A 19,350-nucleotide genomic window follows, 5' to 3' on the forward strand; every position below is an offset into this window, starting at 1 on the left:
GCAGATTCTCCTGAACCAGTCCAGACTATTGTTGTTTGTGGTAAAAATACAAGACTTTATCATTCTTTAGGAGAGGTTATCGAGCAATCACTTAACCCCATGGTACGGTTAAGTTACGTTCATAACGTAGAGGAACTAATGTCCGTCTCCGACTTGATCATTACTAAGGCCGGAGGTTTAACAGTTTCCGAGGCACTAACGAAGCACTTGCCGCTGGTTATCTATAAGGCCATACCAGGTCAAGAAGAAGAAAATGCGCGTTTTGTAGAACGTTTAGGTGCAGGGCAGGTTGCAGGCACAGAAGAAGAACTGGAATGGATTCTAAAACGTTTTTTGAGCAATCCAAAAGAAATGGAGAAAATCCGAGAGAAAGCGGCCGTCGCTATACCAGGTCACTCAACGGAACGGGCAGTTGAGGCTATGCTGCAATTAACAATGAATAGTAGAAATGAGCAAAAAATCGGATAGTCAATTTTTTTTGGAAGGTAGCATTGTTTGTGCTTATGATATCAGCTACTATTGAATCAATGACAGGGAACGATCAATCGTAGTAAACCCTTTGTGTTGTGGGAAGAGAGGTTAGTATGAAAATAAGAAACAGAATTTTCATTTCTAATACAGTAATGGTTTTGGTTTCGTTGGTTACATTACTTGCAATCAGTGGAGCCTTGGTTAATTCAAATGAAAATATCAATACAGAGATTGCCAAGGCGAAGCTGGACGAAAATGTGTTTGAGGTCCAAAGCTTATTTGAACAATCAACTGAAATCGTACTTGATTATGAAACATTTAGTAAGAGTCTGTCAACATACAATTACCAATTATTTGGGATGGTAGATAAAGATACAAAATACTCGAACCTTGGGCATGATGAAAAGGAAATAACGAATTATATAAAAGAAAGCGACTCAGCGGGAGACCATGCAAGCGTGTATTATAGGGATTCGTTGACTAGCGTAGGAAAATCTATTGTAGTAGACGATCATGAATATAACATAGTGGTTTGGTACAACTACTGAAGTGATAGCTTAGAATTTTGAAGGTAGGGTACAGAAACATGAAAAAAAGAGAAATGTATGAATGTCTTGTCGTCGGTTGCGGCATGGCAGGCACAGTTATAGCGCGTGAACTGGCGGAACGGGCAGGTAAAAAAGTGCTTGTCCTGGAGATGAGCGACCATATAGGCGGAAATGCTTATGATCTCCTCAGTGAGAGCGGAATTTTAGTCCATCAATTTGGCCCCCATATCTTTCATACGGACAACAAAAGGGTCTTCGATTATCTCTCTCGGTTCACACAATGGCGAAATTACTCACACGAGGTAGTGGGTAACATACACGGAAAGCTAATACCTATTCCTTTTAATCTTAATTCGCTCCATTTGGCCTTTGAGTCTTCCAAAGCAACGCGTATAGAGCAAAAGCTGATCGCCATCTATGGCCTCGCAAGCAAGGTACCCATCTTGGATCTGCGTCGACAGCCCGATACAGAACTTGCGGACCTTGCGGATTTCATATACAACAACATATTTTTATATTACACGCAAAAGCAATGGGGCCTGGCTCCCGACGAAATTGATGCTTTGGTTACCGCACGTGTCCCTGTCGTTATCTCTTATGATAACCGCTACTTTCAGGACACTTATCAGGGTATCCCTGCCCAGACCTATACGTCGCTCTTCGAGCACATGTTAAATCACCCCAATATAGAGCTCCAGCTTAATTCCGATGCGCGTAGGCTACTCCGGCTGGAATCCGGGAAAGTGTTTTTTGACGGTTCCCCGTTCAACGGCACCGTAATATACTCAGGACCGACAGACGAACTGTTTGACTGCCGCTACGGACGTCTGCCGTACCGGACTTTGGATTTTGTCTTTGAAACTCACAATATCACCTCGTACCAGTCCACGGGGACTGTGAATTATCCTGTTGACCAAGAATATACCCGTATCACCGAATTCAAACACCTTACGGGACAAGCTCTGGACGGACGAACTACCATCGTCAAAGAATATCCACGGGCCTATACGGGCGCCGACAGCGAGACCCCCTATTACCCAATCCAAAACCCTGAAAATACCACCCTTTATGAGCGATACCGGAAGCTTAGCGACGAATTTCCCCAAGTTCACTTACTGGGCAGGCTTGCGGAGTACAAATACTACAACATGGACGCCATAGTTAAGACGGCCTTGGAGCTTGCTGACACCTTAATAAAGTAATGAGTTTGGTGTTCTTATTTTATTTTTTATGCAGACTTAAAGCTGCAGAAAGGGAGCTTATGTTGAAAATAATTACATTTACCGTACCCTGCTACAATTCAGCGGCTTATATGGAACGCTGCATCGATTCTCTTCTTCCGTGTGGAAATGATGTGGAAGTTATTATTGTCAATGATGGCTCTACCGACGACACCCAAGAAATTGCCGATCAATATGCCTTGCAATACCCTGATATAGTACGGGTGATCCATCAAGATAACGGAGGACATGGCGAAGCGGTCAATACCGGCCTAAAAAACGCTACCGGTCTTTATTTTAAAGTGGTCGATTCAGACGACTGGCTCGATGGGCCAGGTATGATTGAAGTGCTGCACACACTTAGAACGTTCGTGGGTGGCAACTCTGCTCCTGATATGTTGGTCTGCAACTATATCTATGAAAAGCTACTGGAAGGGACTAGGCGCGTCATTAATTATAGCAATGTCTTTCCCCACAATCAGATGTTCGGTTGGGATGACATGAGGAAGTTTCCCCCCTGGAAATATCTTCTGATGCATTCGCTGATTTACAGAACACAACTGTTGCACGAATGTGGCCTTAAATTGCCAAAGCATACCTTTTATGTTGACAATATTTTTGTTTACCAGCCACTGCCTTCAGTGAAAACTATCTACTATCTAGATGTGGATCTTTACCATTATTTTATCGGGCGGGAAGACCAATCTGTCAATGAAAGTGTCATGCTTAAAAGAATTGACCAGCAACTCTTGGTAACGCGCATCATGATAGGATGTCACCATCTCCCTGGGAGCATATCCAGCAAAAAGCTGTCCAACTATATGCTGAGCTATTTAGCGATGATGATGATAATTTGCACCGTATTCTTAAGGATTTCCGGCACAAAGGAAGATAATAGGAAGGAAAAGGAGCTTTGGTCCTTCCTCGCAAGTTGTGACAACGGCCTGTACCGGCATGCAAGTATCCGGTTCTTGAGGATAGTTGCCAACCTGCCCGGAAGTTCCGGCAATAAAATTACCATCAGCTTATATAACCTAGCACGCAAAGTCTATAAATTTAATTAAGGTACATTCAACAGAATCTTGGACCAAGGGAGCAAATGAATGTCCACTAAAACAAAACTAAAACTGTTTATAGGTATAATCATGACCGCCGTCATTATTTATTACTCGATTGAGGCGCTCAAAGGGCTGCATGTGAACGTGCTTTTCCAGGCTGACATCAATTGGGGCCTTGCGCTGGTTTCCGTGGCTATCTTTGTGTATGCCAACTATATTCGTGGACTTGCCTATTCACGGGGTATTGACCGGGACATGGACAGAATGACAGCTCTTCAAATCGTGGGTATAGGGCATGCTGCTAACATGGTTTTGCCGTTCCACGTCGGAGAGGGGTTGCGGGCGGCTTTTTTTCCGAAGGGATACAGTGCCATAAAGATAACAAACCTGCTGGTTATTCCGGCCATCGCAGATTTCGCGGCAATTATGATTCTCTCAATCGCCGCAGTTCCCTTTGCCGGATTTAAGGACCAAAATCTGTTAAATGCATTGTGGATTCTTACCTTTCTCTGTATTGCCGCGTTTATAGTGTTCGTGATTCTCATCTTTTTTCATTCGCCGCTGCGCAGCTATCTCAGTGAATATTTAAATGTTGACACCGTGAAAATGATGAATTGGGTGCTTCTTTCATGGGTTATCCTGCTTGTATCGACCTGGATTGGCCTTGTCGCCTTCGGCTTCCCATGGGTGGCGTCCATTCGCCTGTCACTTGCCGTATTTGCCGCCACTAATATTATTAATTTTATACCGGCCACGCCTGGCGCCATCGGCCTTTTTCAATACGGGACAATTCTGGCCCTTGGGGGTCTGGGAATTGATCCGACTACGGCACTGTCAGCGAGCTTGCTGTTGCACCTGATACAATATGCTGCACTCCTGCCCCTTGGAGGTTACCTCTACATTAGATCCCTACATGGACAATACGGAGAAGCGCTCGGGAACCTGTGGCACACGAACCGTCAGAAGGACACGAAGTCTCTGAAAATAAAACGCACAAAATGAAGATAATCTGGAGATGAAAACTATCAAACTTTTATCAATTGTTATACCGTCCTATAATTCGCAGGACTATCTTCGCCACTGCCTGGACACTGTAGTCAAGGGCGGGCAAGAGGTAGAGGTTATTGTTGTGGATGATGGTTCTACAGACAGTACGGCGGAAATCGCCCGCGAATACTGCAGAAACTTTCCCGGAATTGTCCGCCTCGAGCAGAAAGAGAACGGAGGCCATGGCTCGGCAGTCAACCGCGGACTGGAGGTGGCCACGGGTACGTATTTCAAGGTTGTCGACAGCGACGACTGGCTGGATACTGCCGACTACATGTCCGTGCTTTCGTTGCTGCGCGGCATTGGCTCTATAGACCTGCTGATCACGAACTATGTCTACGAATATTCCTATAACGGTAAGCATAAAGTCATGCGCTTCAGTAATGTTTTTCCACAAGGCAAGGTTATTACATGGGACAATATGCATAGTTTTCGCTTCGACCAGCTAATGCTCATGCACTCCTTGTTTTACCGGACGGATTTGCTGCGACAGTGCGGCCTCAAGCTGCCGGAACACACCTTTTATGTAGACAACCTTGTCGCCTATCTACCTCTGCCCTATGTGAAGAGCTTAGTTTATCTGGACTGTTCTCCATATCACTATCTCATTGGTCGGCCCGGGCAATCCGTCAACACCCAGGTCATGATCAAGCAGATTGACCAGCAGCTTAAAGTGACGCGCCTGATGATTGAGGCCTACGATCTTTTCAAGGCCATTGAATGCGAGAAGCTTAGACGCTACATGATTTTCTATCTTTCAATGATGATCGCCATCACCGTCACTCATATCTATATCGCAGGGGACGAAAAGCTTAGCTGCAAGGCAGACGAGCTTTGGGACTTTATAAAGCAAAAGGATGAAAAGCTGTATGCTGTACTGCGACGGAGCTTTCTCAATTCAGGCATAAGGTTCGGGCAGAAAATCAGCCCACGCCTTATATCTCTTGGCCTTAAGCTTATCAAACACATCTATAAGTTCAGTTAAAATAAGCTTACCAAGTAGTAAGAATCATTTTTATCGTATGATTGCGTGTACCGTCGATCACGATTCCTAGTATTAATCCCTCATAATTGTCCAGCTCCGCTCTTACCCTATCGTTTTGTGTTCATCCTTTTGGATGGTAGCATTGTTTGTGCTTATGATATCAGGTATTATTGAATCAATGCCAGGGAACAATCAATCGTAGTAAACCCTTTGTGTTGTGGAAGAGAGGTTAGTATGAAAATAAAAAACAGAATTTTCATTTCTAATACAGTAATGGTTTTGGTTTCGTTGGTTACCTTACTTGTCATCACTGCAGCCTTGGTTAATTTTAATGAAAATATCAATACAGAGATTGCCAAGGCGAAGCTGGATGAAAATGTGTTCGAGGTCCAAAGCTTGTTTGAACAATCATCTGCAATCGTGCTTGATTATGAAACATTTAGTAAGAGTTTGTCATCATACAATTACCAATTATTTGTGACGGTAGATGATGAAAAAAAATACTCGAATTTTGAGCCTGATGATGAAGAAGAAACGACGGATTTTATGAAAGTAACTGATTTAGCGGGAGACCAGGCAAGCGTGTATTATCGGGATTCGTTGACTGTCGTCGCAAAATCTATTGTAATAGACGATCATGAATATAATATAGTAGCAGTACATAACGCCGAGCATGAAATCGAGTGGCTTGGTACAAGTTTTGAAAGATTTATTATTCAATTTATTCTAATCGGTTTGGCAGCTATTTTGGTTATTTTAGGAATTAGTCAGTTATTTACCAAGAACCTTGTAGAACGTATTATGAAACCTATCGATCAGCTGATGGATGCCGCAAAACGAATTGAAGAAGAAAACCTGGAAAATCCGATTGTTTATGCAGGAGAGGATGAATTTGTGACATTATGTACTTCCTTTAATCATATGCAGAGCTATTTATTCGAGGAACAGAAAAAAAATGCCACCTACGAGAAGGCGAGAACGGATATGGTATCAGGTATTTCACATGATTTACGCACACCGCTTACTTCTGTAAAAGGCTATATTAAAGGTATAAAAGATGGAATCGCTAATACTCCGGAAAAACAAAATCAATATCTGGACATTGCTTATGCTAAGGCTTGTGAAATGGATGTCCTGTTGCAGCGTTTGTTCTACTTTTCAAAAATGGAAACCGGAAACATGCCATTCTATCTACAAGTGACTGACTTATTCGAATTTATCAGGAAGTTTGTAGAAGGATGCAAAAATGATTTAGAGACAAAAGGTGCAAGTATTTCCTTTGATACATCAGGAAAAATTCATAGGGCATCTATCGATATAGAACAAATGCAACGGGTATTAACGAATCTAGTTGAGAACAGCTTAAAATATGCAAATACAGGCTCTTTGGAGATTAAGATTTCACTTACCCAGGAGAATTATCGAGAGGTAATCGTGGTTTCTGATAATGGAGGTGGTGTGGATCCAGATAAACTTCCGCACTTATTTGAACAGTTCTATAGAGGAGACGAGTCGAGGAGTAAGAAAAACAGTGAGGGAAATGGTCTTGGCTTATATATTGCAAAATATATTGTAGAAGCATATGACGGAATCATCACAGCAGAGAATGATAATGGACTGAAAATAATAATATCTTTACCGAAGGTAACGGAGGGAGTGCAGTGAGCAAGATTCTAATTGTAGAAGATGACAATGAAATAGCTATGCTGGAAAAAGATTACCTAGAAATCAGCGGATATGAAACAGAACTAATTCAGGATGGCTGTAAGGTAGTAGACGCGGTACTGGCAGGAGAATATGATTTAATATTATTGGACTTGATGTTGCCGGGCAGCAGTGGGTATGATATCTGTCGGGAAATACGTGACAAAATAGATGTTCCTATCTTGATGGTGACGGCAAAAGCAGAATCTATTGATAAGATACGTGGATTAGGTCTTGGGGCAGATGACTATATTGCAAAACCATTTGATCCGGCGGAATTGGTGGCAAGAGTAAAATCCCACTTAAGCAGATATGAACGATTAGCCGGTGGTGGCTTGAAGAAAAAGCCGGTGCTGGATACACTAGCACAGCAGGGGACAATTCAGATCGGGAATCTAAAGATAATGACATTGAGCTATAAAGCTTATCGTGGTGAACAGGAAATCAAATTTCCAAATCGAGAGTTTGAACTACTGAGGTTTCTTGCTATGAACCCTGATATTGTTTTTTCAAAGGAACAGCTTTTTGTAAAAATATGGGGATATGATTATGTGAGTGACAGTGCAACTGTGATGGTACATATTAATCGTATCCGAGAAAAGATTGAGGAAGACCCTGGTAATCCCAAAATCATAGAAACAGTTTGGGGAGCTGGGTATCGATTAAATGCATAGAGTATAGAATTCTTTAAAACCATGCAGAGGCTTAACGTCTGCATGGTTTTTTTTACGCAAAGATAGTTTAGGAATTGTTTAGATTTTATAATCTGATTATTTAGAAGCATGTTGTAAACTTGGTATTGTAAAAGTTAACTAATGCAGTTGAAAGAATTGGAGGAAACAAATGAGTTATTTAATTATGTTAATCAACATGCTTTCAGTAAAGATTGCAATATGTGCGTTATTTATTGTAGTAGCGAAATTTGTTACCAAACGGGTTGGTATAAAATCTGTTGATAGGTGGCTAATGAATATACATAAACCAGCAGGTTGTGTTTTATTCGTAGCAGGATTGATACATATGGTGTTTTCATTTCATGTGGTAAGTACAACCCCAATTATCGGCTATGTACTGGGATTTATCAGCATGTTTGCCATTATAGCATTAATAGCAACATGTCTGTTAAGGAGAAAATTAGGTAAACATTGGTTAGTATGGCATCGGATTATGACTGCAATAGCTATCAGTACAGTCATACTGCATACGCAAATAGTAGAACCTGTGTCTGAGAGTCACTATTCAGTTGATTATTTTGAGAGCCTTCGTTTGCCGGAAAACGATCGAAATCTTATCGTGAACCTGGGGCCTTTACTCAATAAGTAACGCCTTCGTTTAAAAATGTAGGTATCTCATGGGGGAGTTATGCTATTAATCCCTATTTGTAAAGAAGATAAGAGGTGATTTTCCTCTCATCTTCTTTTTGCTTATGCCTGCTTCTAATTGTTGGTCTAATAATTACAGGTTGACAACCTTAGAACTGGGTGAGTTCATGTCAGATCTGCCCAGTATATGATTTACGACTTTAACGACAGTTGCAGGTGAACTGGTCAGTTTGACCACTCGGAACTCTCTGGATTTTTCACCGTATAACACGTTTAAAATATCCAGGACCTTTCCTTTGGCGGCAAAGAATGTTGCCTCATCACTAGCACCACGCAGTTCTGGTGCCCATAGTTGCTCAATTTCCTGACCTAACTTTGATAGTTCAGAACGGAAATGCCAATACATAAGAACCTCCTTAATTCGCTCATGTTTTACTCATTCTATCAAAAAAGTGTTAAACCTAAATTATCGGTTTGTAAAGTGTTCGTAAAACTAAACACACACGATGTTATTATATGTTATCGGAAGGTTTTTGTGAAATATTGCCAACCTGAATCCGAAAAATTCTATTTTCAATCTGCTTTTTGATTAGCCATAATATGAGTAAAAACAATACGGGGGAAACTACCTATGTCAAAACTCTCTCAGTCATCTTACTTCCAGGGTTAATTCTACTCCTTTACTTAGTGTCCCCCCGTACAAACTCAACCCCCAAAACCCCCGGAGGAAGTCACCCCTGACATTCACACTGGAATTAGGAATATCATCATGTATACAATGTTTTTGTAAAAACTAACTGGACGTTTTGATAAATACTCCGTATAATAACCGTAATGAGCAAAGGCGCTCTCGAATTTTATTCGAGAGCGCCTTTTTTCATACAAGCAATGGCGCTTGGGTAGAGATACCCTTGCGCTTTTTGTAGTTATTGGGAAGGAGAAATAGTTCAATCAACTTGGTAAACCGCCAAACCATAACCACATCTAAAATCAAATCTATCCAAACAGAGGAAGGAGATAAACCTAATGAAAATTAATTTGAACAAAGGACTTTTAACTAAAACATCATTACTCGGAGTTATTACACTTTTACTGATGGCCATCCCTGCAGTAGCCTTGGCCGATGGACCTACCGTCGAAAGCAATGCAGTTGCTATTGACACAATTTGGGTCTTAATTACTGGTTTTCTGGTTTTCTTTATGCAAGCAGGTTTTGCCATGGTGGAAACGGGATTTACCCGTGCTAAAAACGCCGGCAACATTATTATGAAGAACTTAATGGACTTTGCAGTAGGTTCTTTAATCTACTGGGTCTTAGGATTCGCCATTATGTTTGGTGTGGATTATGCCGGATTATTCGGTACTACAGGTTTTGGAACTTCAGGAAATTTTGATCATTTAGGGTTATCCATTCCCATATGGGCATTCCTGCTTTTCCAAACAGTCTTTGCAGCGACTGCAGCAACCATTGTTTCTGGAGCAATGGCTGAGAGAACAAAATTCATCTCCTACATCATTTACAGTATCGTGATTAGCGCTTTGATATACCCTGTAGTCGGTCACTGGATATGGGGCGGTGGCTGGTTACAACAACGTGGCATGATTGATTTTGCTGGTTCAACAGTGGTACACTCCGTCGGCGGCTGGGCAGCTCTCATCGGCGCCTTATTAATTGGACCGCGCCTTGGCAAGTATAGTAAAGACGGGAAGGCAAGCGCCATCCCCGGTCATAATATTACTCTCGGTGCTCTGGGTGTATTCATTCTTTGGTTTGGTTGGTTCGGTTTTAATCCTGGCAGTACCTTATCGGGCACCAGTCCTGACATCGCTAAGATTGCGGTAAATACTAACCTGGCTGCTGCAGCTGGCGCAACAATGACTATGTTCTTTACTTGGATGAAATATAAAAAGCCGGATGTATCGCTTACCTTAAACGGTGCACTGGCAGGGCTAGTGGCTATCACCGCTGGTTGTAACGCTGTCAGTGCGGCTGGATCTGCAGCAATTGGCGCACTCGCCGGAATCCTGGTTGTCCTCTCCGTATCGTTTATCGACAATGTGCTTAGAATTGATGACCCAGTCGGAGCGATCTCTGTCCACGGTGTCTGCGGTGCTTTTGGAACTGCCATGGTCGGCTTTTTCGCAGTAGACGGCGGAGTGCTGTATGGTGGAGGAATCTCCTTGCTCATCACCCAGCTCATTGGCATAGCAGCAGTTTTTGTCTGGACAGCGGGTACCGCTCTCATTCTGTTCGGAATTATTAAAGCGACTATTGGCCTCCGGGTAAGCGCGGAAGAAGAAATTATCGGTCTGGATATTGGAGAACATGGTATGGAAGCCTATGCTGGATTTGAAATGAAGGCTCCTTCTGGGGTCGAATTATAAAATGGATAAACAATGTGTGTAAATAAAGAGAGGGGGATCTTCTATGAAAAAGATTGAAGCAATTATCAGACCTGGTAAGTTAGATGAAATAAAAGATACTTTGGCAGTTGCTGGAATCTTGGGCATTACCGTCACTCATGTTCTCGGCTTTGGCCGACAAAAAGGGCATACCCAAATTTACCGGGGGCAAGAAGTCGTAACTCATTTATTGCCTAAAATCAAACTTGAAATCATAACAACTGACGAAAAAGCGCAAGAAGTTATCGAGATTATCGTTAGGGTTGCGCGCACCGGCCAGGTTGGGGATGGTAAAATATTTGTTCAGAACGTGGAAGAGGTGGTACGCATCCGTACCAACGAGCAAGGTGAACACGCCATCTAGCTCAGAGTGAGCACAATTTCATAACCGGGCACCAAATCTATTGATGGTTTGGAGCGGAAAAGTGTTTTAGAGAGCCCTTAATTAGACAAAATTAAGGGCTCTCTTTGTGTTTTTTAAATGGTTTTGGAGGGATTGTTTATGGTTCTCGATCTCGAAACTAAAGCCCAGATAATAACTATTCTGGGAGAGGAAATGTTTGATGTGTGCCTTGAAAAACCCGATAAAGCAGCTGCCTTTAGTTGGTTATTGTCACTTTCAATTGCTGAATTTGATAAAGAAAATGGCCTTGATTCCGTGATTTCCAACAAACTTCTTGAAAGCAAAGAAGAATTGGGAGAGGAGCTTTGTATCTGGTATTCCAAAAACCGCAAAGGGCTTGTTGATATTCTAACTATTTTAAGTTCTTATAATCAAACCTATGAGAATGCCAAACAAACTAAAGAAAAGTACAAGCGACTCTTTGAGGCCTTAGACTCCAATAATTATGATGCAAGAATTATTCCATTGACCTTGGCGTCTCGCCCGGGAGATGGAACAAATAGGCTTTGGGAACTGTTTGAACGAACCAAAATAGTCTATGTGCGAGATCTAGGGCGCTTATTAACCATGACTCTAGACGAAACGGACAGTATTGAATTATTTAAGCTCCTTCAATGGTTAAGTGAAGATAAGTTAGCTACCTTGATAAATGAGCTCCACAGCTTGTTCAAAAGAACTAGAGATAAAGACATAATTAGAAAACGTGCAAGGGGAGCTACGCTCGAAGAAACAAGTACCCATTATGGCCTCACCCATGAAGGAGTACGTATGATCGGGAAAAAATTCCAAACCCGCTTTGATCGTTATATTTCGAGGATCATGCCTCACTATATTCTTTATGCCTTTAGCAAAAATACCTGTTATCTCTCTATTGAGGATATAAATGAACGTTTAAGCGATTTATCCGATATATTCACCTATTGCCTAAAATTAAACAACTGCTCTGCCGCACATTGGTCTGACCAACTTAATGGGTTCATTATTGGCGATGGAAAATGGTATGAGCAACTGATAGACTACAAAAAAGGATTGCCCGAAATACTCGATTGTGAATCGCTCGACGATCTAATCACCGATATGATTGATAATTTAGCCCTACCAATAGTTTTTGACGATGCTCAAAGATTAGTTTTGGCCGATTATCACCTGTCAGGAAAAGTATTCCTAAAGAAAAAAATAAACCTTTCCCGAATGTACTATGCCGTTCTGGAAAAGTATTATCCTGACGGAATCAAACTATATGACAATTATGAAGCAATCCGTTTTCGCAATTACGTGCGCGGGTTGTTTGGTGATGTTTATCTCCCCAAGAACAACAGAGCGATTGATGTAAGATTGACGGATCTAACGATATTATGCGATAGAGGAAAGCGCATACTGCCAAGTGGCATCAAAATTTCAATAGAATTGCTAAGAAAGATACATGATGCGATTATCGAATTTGACAGAAACGAGATTATGTTCATAGAATTATTTGAAAGATTTAAGGTCGAGCTTTTAGCAAACAGTAATATAACCAATAAATATTTCTTACAGGGTGTTCTAAAACAAAATTATTCGAATGAGTTTAATTTTACTCGTTATACCTGCAAAAAATAATAATTGGAAATGGCAGGTACTTGCCGGGGCAACCGTCCTTGATGCCCGGGCTTATCGACTCTCATGTGTACCGATCTCGATGGCCTGCATGATGCGCTTAAATTTGGCGTTACCACAGAGCTTGAGATGATGGGGCGTCCTATAATTATTGTATATTTGTCATTTTCCTTCATTCGAGTTATACTTAAAACCCTCTCGTTGAAACTAGTGAATTCACGCAAACCTTCTTCTCAGACTTTAGGAAGTTGTGAACTTGCCATGGTGCACGGGTAATATATTCATGGAGGTTTTCTTAAAATGTTTAATGACAAAGTGTTAAATTGTAAAGATTGTGAAAAGGATTTCGAATTTACAGTCTCTGAACAAGAGCTTTTTGCACAAAAAGGGTTCACCAACGAACCCGGACGTTGTCCTGAGTGTCGTGCAGCTAGAAAAGCAAAAAATGGAAAACAAGGAGGCGGTGGTGTCTATGCGCGTCAAGAACGTCAAATGTTCCCAGCAGTTTGCGCTACTTGCGGAAAAGAAACCACGGTTCCTTTCCAACCGTCTGAAAGTAGGCCTGTTTATTGCCGCGAATGCTATGTACCCCCAACGCGCAACAATTATTAATTGTTCACAACTTTCTCAGGCCTATGCCTGGGAGGGGCTCTAGTAGTAGTTTCTTATCCCTATACTTATGAAGTTTAGGGTCACATCCCGCTGCCTTCTTGAATGGCATGATGCGGATTCGGTGTCATATGCATAAATGTATAACAAATAAGCCTACTAGTGATGGTAGGCTTATTTGTTGTACATTTATGGTGTAGCGATTTTTAAATTGATTAAATTCACTTGCAAAAGACATGCCTGCACGGACATATTTATTCGACGTGGATAAATATGGGAGAAAAGATATCTGTGATGCACTAGACAGTTCAACTAGGAAACGATACGCAGTCAATTAACCGATCAGGACTAAGCTGTAAATTGCTCCAATGGATGTTTTACAATCTATCAAGGGCGATGTTGAGACTTTTCAACCATTATTTATTTTTCGCTATGTTTTGCCGTTAATGTGGAATATAGTTGTCTACAAGGATAAGTTTCTAGAATTGAATTACATGTAAGGCAGTTGCAATATGGTTGAAGTGGAGAGTTTTGTGAAGGGAAAACAGGACAATTACTACAAGTATGGAGGTGAACCAATATTGTATGATTTAAACTACTTGAAACTACTTGCTAAACAATATCCGACGGTGGACGCTGTGAGTTCGGAGATTGTCAATTTCAGCGCCATCATTAATTTGCCTAAAGGCACCGAGCATTTTATGGCCGATATTCATGGTGAGCACGAGGCCTTTGACCATGTGATGCGAAACGCCTCTGGGGTTGTCAAGCGCAAGATCGACGATACGTTTGGCGATACCTTGACAGATGCGCAGAAAAAGGAATTAGCGACCCTGGTTTACTACCCCCAGGAGAAAATCGCCCTGCAAAAAAGCGCGCTAGCGCATTTCGCTGAAGATGAACTAGGGGAGCACGCTGCGCAGAATTCGAAGGACCCGGCGTTGCTGGAATGGTACGAGATTGTTATGGTACGTCTGATCCGGTTATGCAGGCAATCTGCTTATAAATATACACACTCCAAGGTGAGAAAAGCAATACCTCAGCATTTTCAGTACATTATCGAGGAACTTTTGCACGAAAATGAACATAGCGTCATGAAACAGGGTTACTATCAAGGAATTGTCGACAGCATACTCGCGATTGACCGCACCGATGATTTTATCGTTGTACTTGCGGAGCTGATCCGCAAGTTGGTGGTGGATCATCTGCACATTGTTGGCGATATTTACGACCGCGGTTATGGGGCGCATCAAGTGATGGATACCCTCAGAAGGCATCATTCGGTGGACATCCAATGGGGCAATCACGATGTGCTTTGGATTGGCGCTGCCTGCGGTTCGGAGGTGTGTATGGCAGACGCGCTGCGAGTGTCGCTACGCTATGCGAATCTGGAGACGATTGAGGAAGGTTATGGCTTGAATCTCACTCCCTTAATGCGCCTCGCGCTCGACCATTATCAGGGGGAATACGCACCGACATTTCAAGTAAAAGTCAAACAGACTAATTTGCGGGAAAAGGATCTGGATTTGTTGTCTCGGATGCAAAAAGCCATCGCGGTGATCCAGATGAAATTGGAAGGACAATTGATTATGCGGCGCCCAGAACTTCAACTGGCTCATCGTCAGTTCCTGCATCGGATCGACTTCCAGGCGGGTACGATCACCCTCAACGGTCAGGTGTATAAGCTGATCGATGGTGATTTCCCGACGGTAGATCCAGAGCAGCCCTATGAGCTGACGAAGGATGAACAGAATGTGGTGGACAAGCTCAAGGCATCTTTTCAACATTCCTCGGATCTGCAAAAGCATGCGCGGTTTTTGATTGACCAAGGCAGCATTTACAAGGTCTACAACGGCAACCTACTCTATCACGCGTGTATACCTCTGACGGCGGAGGGCGATTTTCAGGAGTTTGAGTTGTGTGGTCGACTGCTCAGGGGCAAGGTGCTGTTGGATGGATTTGACGAAATGGTCAGAAAGGCTTATTATGCCCAAGATTCTCAGGAGAAGGCACAGGCCCTAGATGTGGTGTGGTACTTATGGTGCGGTGAGAATTCCCCCTTGTTCGGCAAGAGTAAAATGGCTACCTTCGAGCGGTATTTTATCGCTGAAAAAGAGACCCACAAAGAAGTGAAAAACTTCTATTATGCATTGCGCGACGACGAGTCAGTATGTGTGCGTATTATGGGTGAATTTGGACTGAATGCAACCACCAGTCACATCATAAATGGTCATGTACCTGTTAAGGTCACTGCGGGTGAGGAGCCAATCAGAGCCAACGGCAAGCTGATCACCATCGATGGGGGGTTTGCTAAAGCCTATCAGAAAGAGACGGGTATTGCCGGTTACACTCTCATCTTCAATTCCCAGGGGATGCATTTAGTGTCCCACAAGCCCTTCGAATCCAGAGAGCGTGCCATTCGTGAGGACTTGGATATATTGCCAACCAGCGTATTCATCGAGAAAAACCAAGCTCGCATGTTGGTGGGTGACACGGATATAGGGGTGGGGCTCAAAGCGGATATCGTCACGTTGAAGAGTCTTTTGGAAGCGTATCGCGATGGGTCGGTGAAAGAGCAGTAGTGCGCTGAGCGAAGTGTAATTCCGTGCAAAAGCGCTATTTTGATGAAATCAAAAGATTAGATGGGTGGAGCAGACCAAATAAAAAATATTTACTATGTAAGATACTTTAAGGGCAAAGTTTAATGAATCTAGCCGCAAAAATGTTGCCATTAGGCTGTTCAGTTGAATTTACTTCTATGATACGGTTGCAAAAAGCACCCTCATCCAACTGGGACGAGGATGCTTTTTGCTGAAATAAGTGTTTTCATTTGCTTATAAAAGGATGTGCCTTGGCATCATGTTAGTATCTTTAAGGTTTACATCTTAGTAAATCGAATCCTTCTTGCTTTAATTATAACATATAAAAAATTGTAAGAATAGACTATTTCTTCCCATTTGCTACTGCTATAATGCAATAGCACGTTAATGCGATTTGCTGGAGGGGTATTATTCTGGAATCGTAAGGAATTAATATGATTCCAGAAACAAAAACTAAATGCAGTAAAAAGGCCTTAGAGGAGGGAAATTCATGAGTTCCTTTGTGCTTGGTTTTCAGGATATTGACAAAACAAAACTCATGGTTGTTGGGGGTAAGGGCGCGAACCTGGGGGAACTTTGCAAGATTGATGGAATACGCGTACCGGATGGCTTTTGTATTTCTACTGAAGCCTTTAAAAGAATTATTGGGGAAACGCCGTCAATTAACGAATTACTTGATCGGTTATCCCTGTTAAAGGTGGAAGACCGGGATAAAATCAGTGAACTTAGCGGTGAGATTCGTAGGGTCATCGAAGGGATAGCCATCCCTCAAGACATTATTGAAGAGATCACCCGCCGCCTCTCCAGGTATGATGAAAAAAATGCCTATGCAGTCCGATCCAGCGCAACTGCAGAGGATTTACCGACGGCCTCCTTTGCAGGCCAGCAGGATACGTATTTGAATATCATTGGAAAAGAGGCAATCCTAAAGCATATCAGCAAATGTTGGGCTTCCCTATTTACGGATCGTGCGGTAATCTACCGAATGCAAAACAGATTTGACCACAGCCAAGTTTATTTATCCGTTATCGTGCAAAGGATGGTTTTCCCACAAGCTTCAGGGATTATATTTACCGCAGATCCGATTACTTCTAACCGAAAGCAGCTAACAATCGATGCCAGTTTTGGACTTGGAGAAGCACTGGTCTCTGGCTTGGTATCTGCCGATTGTTATAAAGTACAGGAAGAGGAAATCGTCGATAAGATCATAGGAATCAAAAAATTGGCTATCTATGGACTAAAAGAAGGCGGAACAGAGACACAGCAGATCGATCCTGATCAGCAAAAGACTCAAACACTTACTGATCAACAAATTTTACAACTAGCACGCCTAGGAAGACAGATCGAAGCTTATTTTGGTTACCCACAAGATATTGAATGGTGTTTGGTTGATGATACATCAATTGGGGACATTCCTCCGACCTTAGAGACCTGTCACCCGAAGGAGGTGTGTCCCCTTTCATTTTTCGTTGTCCAGAGTCGGCCAATCACTACTTTATACCCCATCCCTGAAGCGAACGATGAAGAAAATCACGTTTACGTATCTGTCGGTCATCAACAAATGATGACCGATCCCTTAAAACCATTGGGATTGTCAATATTTCAGCTAACATCTTTTGGACCCAGGTTTAAAGCTGGTGGAAGGTTGTTTGTTGATGTTACACATATGCTGGCTTCCCCTGACAGCAGAAAAACGTTATTAAATAACATGGGAGAGCATGATCCGCTCATGAAAGACGCACTCATGACCATTGTAGAGCGAGGAGATTTTATAAAATCGTTACCAAATGATAAGAAAGAACAGAGTTCTGGTAAAAGCAATAAAAGTGTGTCGTCTGCGGATTCTCAAACACAAATCGAAAATGATCCGACAATCGTTACTGAATTAATTAAGAGTAGCCAAACATCGATAGAAGAGTTAAAACAAACCATCCAAACGAAATCAGGATCGGATTTATTTGATTTTATTCTGGAAGATATCCAGATATTAAAGAAGATCTTATTTGACCCACATAGTTTTAGCGTGTTTATGGCTGCTATAGATGCTAGCGTCTGGATCAATGAAAATATGAACAAGTGGTTAGGTGAAAAAAACGTAGCAGACACGCTTTCTCAATCGGTACCAAACAATATTACTTCGGAAATGGGTCTGGAGTTATTGGATGTCGCAGATGTGATTCGTCCTTATCCGGAAGTAATTGATTATTTACAACATGCAAAAGATGATAACTTTTTGGCTGAACTGGTTAAGTTTGATGGTGGGCGTGTTATCCAAGACGCTATCTATGCTTATCTCAACAAATACGGAATGCGCTGTGCCGGAGAAATCGATATTACTAAAACTCGTTGGAGCGAAAAACCAATTACACTTGTCCCCATGATTCTCAGTAACATCAAAAACCATGAGCCTAATGCTAGCAATCGGAAATTTGAGCAAGGGCGACTGGAAGCTTTGAAAAAAGAACAAGAGTTATTATATCAATTGAAGCAATTACCGGATGGTGAACAAAAAGCCGTCGAGGCAAAACGAATGATTGACCTAATCCGCAATTTCATCGGTTATCGTGAATATCCAAAATACGGCATTGTTAATCGATACTTCGTTTATAAGCAGGCTTTACTGAAAGAAGCTGAACAACTTGTACAAGAGGGCGTCATTCATGAAAAAGAAGATAGTTACTACCTCACTTTTGAAGAATTTGGCGAAGTCGTACGCACAAATAAACTGGATTACGAGATCATTTGCCTTCGAAAAGACGAGCACAAATTATATGAAAAACTAACTCCCCCACGTGTTATCATGTCTGATGGTGAAATCATTACAGGTGCGTACAAACGAGAAAATCTCCCAAGCGATGCGCTTGTAGGGCTACCTGTTTCTTCCGGAGTCATAGAGGGACGAGCACGTGTCATCTTAAACATGGAAGATGCTGATCTAGAAGATGGAGATATATTAGTCACCTCCTTTACTGACCCTAGCTGGACAACATTGTTTGTATCCATAAAAGGCCTCGTCACCGAAGTTGGTGGACTGATGACCCATGGAGCAGTTATCGCACGTGAATATGGCTTACCAGCAGTTGTCGGAGTGGAAAATGCCACCAAACTGATAAAAGAGGGGCAACGAATTCGCGTGCATGGAACAGAAGGGTATGTAGAAATCCTATAAAGTGGGGAAGAGGTTATCTTCCTCCACTATTGGTTAAACAATGTATTTTTAATAGTATTTACTGAGCGTCCCTTTATAACGTTTAGATACCCGAGATACTGTTCGACCAATTGACAAGTCTTGCTTGATTGCATAATAAATCACTCTCCTTGCTAAATATTGTTGAAAATCAGCGAGGAGAGTGATTTAAGAAAATATAACACCAGAAAACAACA

General features: G+C 42.1%; 16 protein-coding genes. 15 read left to right on the plus strand and 1 reads right to left on the minus strand.

Annotation, left to right across the window (positions count from 1 at the left end):
- The 9 genes from E4K67_RS23920 to E4K67_RS23960 all read left to right on the plus strand — a co-directional run.
- The coding region (locus E4K67_RS23920; protein ID WP_274594910.1) for a glycosyltransferase at positions 1–468 on the plus strand (468 nt) is incomplete at its 5' end.
- Between the two features lie 116 nt (positions 469–584).
- Complete coding sequence (locus E4K67_RS23925) at positions 585–1,019, plus strand: hypothetical protein (RefSeq protein ID WP_206752228.1); 435 nt, start codon at positions 585–587, stop codon at positions 1,017–1,019.
- A 38-nt stretch (positions 1,020–1,057) separates the two neighbouring features.
- On the plus strand, positions 1,058–2,221 hold the full coding sequence (gene glf, locus E4K67_RS23930; protein WP_135551376.1) for a UDP-galactopyranose mutase: 1,164 nt from the start codon (positions 1,058–1,060) through the stop codon (positions 2,219–2,221).
- Positions 2,222–2,280: 59 nt separating this feature from the next.
- A complete protein-coding gene (locus E4K67_RS23935; RefSeq protein WP_420841585.1) occupies positions 2,281–3,303 on the plus strand; it encodes a glycosyltransferase family 2 protein in 1,023 nt (340 codons plus the stop codon).
- Positions 3,304–3,342: 39 nt separating this feature from the next.
- Positions 3,343–4,299 carry a lysylphosphatidylglycerol synthase domain-containing protein gene (locus tag E4K67_RS23940; RefSeq protein WP_135551378.1) on the plus strand — a complete coding sequence of 319 codons (957 nt, stop codon included), beginning with the start codon at positions 3,343–3,345 and terminating at the stop codon, positions 4,297–4,299.
- A gap of 13 nt (positions 4,300–4,312) precedes the next feature.
- The gene (locus E4K67_RS23945; protein WP_135551380.1) at positions 4,313–5,329 is read left to right on the plus strand and encodes a glycosyltransferase family 2 protein; all 1,017 of its coding nucleotides are present in this window, start codon (positions 4,313–4,315) and stop codon (positions 5,327–5,329) included.
- 234 nt (positions 5,330–5,563) lie between these two features.
- The gene (locus E4K67_RS23950) at positions 5,564–6,994 is read left to right on the plus strand and encodes a sensor histidine kinase (RefSeq protein ID WP_135551381.1); all 1,431 of its coding nucleotides are present in this window, start codon (positions 5,564–5,566) and stop codon (positions 6,992–6,994) included.
- Positions 6,991–7,707, plus strand: coding sequence for a response regulator transcription factor (locus tag E4K67_RS23955; protein ID WP_135551383.1), 717 nt, complete (start codon positions 6,991–6,993; stop codon positions 7,705–7,707). Before E4K67_RS23950 ends, E4K67_RS23955 begins: the two co-directional genes overlap by 4 nt.
- 169 nt (positions 7,708–7,876) lie before the next feature.
- Positions 7,877–8,356, plus strand: coding sequence for a hypothetical protein (locus tag E4K67_RS23960; protein WP_135551385.1), 480 nt, complete (start codon positions 7,877–7,879; stop codon positions 8,354–8,356).
- A gap of 132 nt (positions 8,357–8,488) precedes the next feature.
- Here E4K67_RS23960 and E4K67_RS23965 read toward each other — a convergent pair whose 3' ends face one another.
- The gene (locus tag E4K67_RS23965; protein WP_135551387.1) at positions 8,489–8,761 is read right to left on the minus strand and encodes a hypothetical protein; all 273 of its coding nucleotides are present in this window, start codon (positions 8,759–8,761) and stop codon (positions 8,489–8,491) included.
- Positions 8,762–9,450: 689 nt separating this feature from the next.
- Between E4K67_RS23965 and E4K67_RS23970 the strand changes: the two genes are divergently transcribed.
- The 6 genes from E4K67_RS23970 to ppsA all read left to right on the plus strand — a co-directional run bounded on the left by E4K67_RS23970 (position 9,451) and on the right by ppsA (position 19,135).
- Complete coding sequence (locus tag E4K67_RS23970) at positions 9,451–10,740, plus strand: ammonium transporter (protein ID WP_135551549.1); 1,290 nt, start codon at positions 9,451–9,453, stop codon at positions 10,738–10,740.
- Positions 10,741–10,783: 43 nt separating this feature from the next.
- Positions 10,784–11,122 carry a P-II family nitrogen regulator gene (locus tag E4K67_RS23975; protein ID WP_135551389.1) on the plus strand — a complete coding sequence of 113 codons (339 nt, stop codon included), beginning with the start codon at positions 10,784–10,786 and terminating at the stop codon, positions 11,120–11,122.
- 138 nt (positions 11,123–11,260) lie between these two features.
- Positions 11,261–12,760: a hypothetical protein gene (locus E4K67_RS23980; RefSeq protein WP_135551391.1), complete on the plus strand. Its 1,500-nt coding sequence runs from the start codon at positions 11,261–11,263 to the stop codon at positions 12,758–12,760.
- A 297-nt stretch (positions 12,761–13,057) separates the two neighbouring features.
- Entirely contained in the window at positions 13,058–13,369 is a 312-nt protein-coding gene (locus E4K67_RS23985) for a zinc-ribbon domain containing protein (protein WP_135551393.1), read from the plus strand.
- Positions 13,370–13,878: 509 nt separating this feature from the next.
- Positions 13,879–15,948, plus strand: coding sequence for a fructose-1,6-bisphosphatase (locus tag E4K67_RS23990; RefSeq protein WP_135551394.1), 2,070 nt, complete (start codon positions 13,879–13,881; stop codon positions 15,946–15,948).
- A 508-nt stretch (positions 15,949–16,456) separates the two neighbouring features.
- A complete protein-coding gene (gene ppsA, locus E4K67_RS23995) occupies positions 16,457–19,135 on the plus strand; it encodes a phosphoenolpyruvate synthase (RefSeq protein WP_135551396.1) in 2,679 nt (892 codons plus the stop codon).
- Positions 19,136–19,350: the final 215 nt, after the last annotated feature.

Source organism: Desulfosporosinus fructosivorans (assembly GCF_004766045.1).
In the GTDB taxonomy this organism is placed as follows: Bacteria; Bacillota; Desulfitobacteriia; order Desulfitobacteriales; family Desulfitobacteriaceae; genus Desulfosporosinus; species Desulfosporosinus fructosivorans.

Excerpts from the sequence above, each read along its gene's own strand:
- E4K67_RS23945 (WP_135551380.1), top strand. The coding sequence starts at position 4,313 with ATGAAAACTATCAAACTTTTATCAATTGTTATACCGTCCTATAATTCG.
- E4K67_RS23990 (WP_135551394.1), top strand. The coding sequence starts at position 13,879 with ATGGTTGAAGTGGAGAGTTTTGTGAAGGGAAAACAGGACAATTACTAC.
- glf (WP_135551376.1), top strand. The coding sequence starts at position 1,058 with ATGAAAAAAAGAGAAATGTATGAATGTCTTGTCGTCGGTTGCGGCATG.
- E4K67_RS23975 (WP_135551389.1), top strand. The coding sequence starts at position 10,784 with ATGAAAAAGATTGAAGCAATTATCAGACCTGGTAAGTTAGATGAAATA.
- E4K67_RS23925 (WP_206752228.1), top strand. The coding sequence starts at position 585 with ATGAAAATAAGAAACAGAATTTTCATTTCTAATACAGTAATGGTTTTG.
- E4K67_RS23970 (WP_135551549.1), top strand. The coding sequence starts at position 9,451 with ATGGCCATCCCTGCAGTAGCCTTGGCCGATGGACCTACCGTCGAAAGC.
- ppsA (WP_135551396.1), top strand. The coding sequence starts at position 16,457 with ATGAGTTCCTTTGTGCTTGGTTTTCAGGATATTGACAAAACAAAACTC.
- E4K67_RS23935 (WP_420841585.1), top strand. The coding sequence starts at position 2,281 with ATGTTGAAAATAATTACATTTACCGTACCCTGCTACAATTCAGCGGCT.
- E4K67_RS23985 (WP_135551393.1), top strand. The coding sequence starts at position 13,058 with ATGTTTAATGACAAAGTGTTAAATTGTAAAGATTGTGAAAAGGATTTC.
- E4K67_RS23965 (WP_135551387.1), bottom strand. The coding sequence starts at position 8,761 with ATGTATTGGCATTTCCGTTCTGAACTATCAAAGTTAGGTCAGGAAATT.
- E4K67_RS23980 (WP_135551391.1), top strand. The coding sequence starts at position 11,261 with ATGGTTCTCGATCTCGAAACTAAAGCCCAGATAATAACTATTCTGGGA.
- E4K67_RS23950 (WP_135551381.1), top strand. The coding sequence starts at position 5,564 with ATGAAAATAAAAAACAGAATTTTCATTTCTAATACAGTAATGGTTTTG.
- E4K67_RS23940 (WP_135551378.1), top strand. The coding sequence starts at position 3,343 with ATGTCCACTAAAACAAAACTAAAACTGTTTATAGGTATAATCATGACC.
- E4K67_RS23960 (WP_135551385.1), top strand. The coding sequence starts at position 7,877 with ATGAGTTATTTAATTATGTTAATCAACATGCTTTCAGTAAAGATTGCA.